2 protein-coding genes are annotated in these 1,444 nt (G+C 42.5%); both read left to right on the top strand.

The window, feature by feature from the left end:
* Positions 1-77: 77 nt before the first annotated feature.
* Positions 78-422, top strand: a complete 345-nt coding sequence (locus tag C7379_RS12550) for an ISAon1 family transposase N-terminal region protein (protein ID WP_024992867.1) — start codon at positions 78-80, stop codon at positions 420-422.
* Position 423: 1 nt separating this feature from the next.
* Positions 424-1,407: an ISAon1 family transposase gene (locus C7379_RS12540; RefSeq protein WP_419185318.1), complete on the top strand. Its 984-nt coding sequence runs from the start codon at positions 424-426 to the stop codon at positions 1,405-1,407.
* Positions 1,408-1,444 lie beyond the last annotated feature (37 nt).

The following is a 1,444-nucleotide window of genomic DNA, read 5'->3' as shown; positions in this document are numbered from 1 at the left end:
GGGTCAGTCCTAAAACCCAGTTGCAAGCCCTCTCCTCTCAGGCACATAATTTCATAAGTATTTGTTATCTTTGCATCATGAAGAATCACCAATTATTACGTTGCATCTTTCCAGATGTACTTGCCGACTACTTTGATGTTGTCGATATTCAAGAGAGTGTTTCGCAGATTGACTTTTGGCTTGACGAGCGTAACTTTATGGAAAAGTCAGACCATAAGTTAGGCACTGTAAGCAGTTATGGTTTTACCAGCGAGCGTGTTATTCAGGACTTTCCCCTTCGTGGGAAAGCAGTGTACCTCCATGTTCGCCGTCGCAAGTGGCGTGACAGTTCCAATGGAGAGATATTTACTTATTCATATGATGATTTGACGGCTGAGGGCAGTAAACTATCTCCCGAGTTCGTTTCTTTTTTAAAAGAATAGAATTGAGTCCACTGCAGAGAGCATCGCAAGCATTGGTGCTCACTATGGCGTAAATGGCAAGCTGTTATCCACACAGTACAAGGAACATTTCAGTGATTATCGTAGTTGGGATCAGTTGGGACATGCTCAAGACTGGCTATTGTTTGAAGATAATATAGGAGAGAGTCTAAGTATTGATGAGACCTGTCTAAGCAGTGGCGAGGTTTATACTTTTCTGACCAACAAGGCGGGAAAGGGCAGAAAAGGGACTTTGGTAGCTGTGGTTAAAGGGACCAAGGCAGAGGACGTTATTCAGGTTCTCAAGAAGATAGACCAGTCTAAACGGAAGACTGTTAAAGAGATAACACTCGACTTATCTTCTTCTATGATGCGCATAGCCCGTGCCGTTTTTCCCAAAGCACTCATTACCAATGACAGATTTCATGTGCAGAAACTATATTATGATGCTCTGGATGACATGCGTATCGCTTACCGATGGATGGCAAGAGATAAAGAGAATGAGGAGATAAAAGAGGCTAAAAGTAAGGGAAAGGAATATATACCATTTAGATACAGCAATGGTGACACGCGTAAGCAGTTGCTCGCCAGAGCAAAGTTCATATTGACCAAGCACAAGACCAAGTGGACTGAAACACAAAAAGATAGGGCACAAATCATCTTTGAACATTATCCGACACTGAAAAAGGCATATGATTTGGCTATGAAACTTACCGATATTTATAACATCAAGAGCATCAAGGATGCTGCAAGGCTGAAGCTGGCAAAATGGTTTAACGAGGTAGAGAAGTTGGGGGTGGACAACTTCTATACGGTGATAGACACCTTTAAGAACCATTATGATACCATACTCAATTTCTTTGTCAACAGAGCCACAAATGCCAATGCTGAATCCTTCAACGCAAAAGTCAAAGCCTTCAGGGCACAGTTTAGGGGAGTAACGGACATTCCTTTCTTCCTTTACAGGCTTATGAAATTATGTGCCTGAGAGGAGAAGGCTTGCAACTGGGTTTTACGACTGACCC

Origin of the sequence: Hallella colorans (assembly GCF_003096815.1) — a bacterium.
Classification (GTDB): Bacteria; Bacteroidota; Bacteroidia; order Bacteroidales; family Bacteroidaceae; genus Prevotella; species Prevotella colorans.
Note: the sequence above shows the minus strand (reverse complement) of the source record. Positions and strands in the feature narration are given on the sequence as shown.

Excerpts from the sequence above, each read along its gene's own strand:
- C7379_RS12550 (WP_024992867.1), top strand. The coding sequence starts at position 78 with ATGAAGAATCACCAATTATTACGTTGCATCTTTCCAGATGTACTTGCC.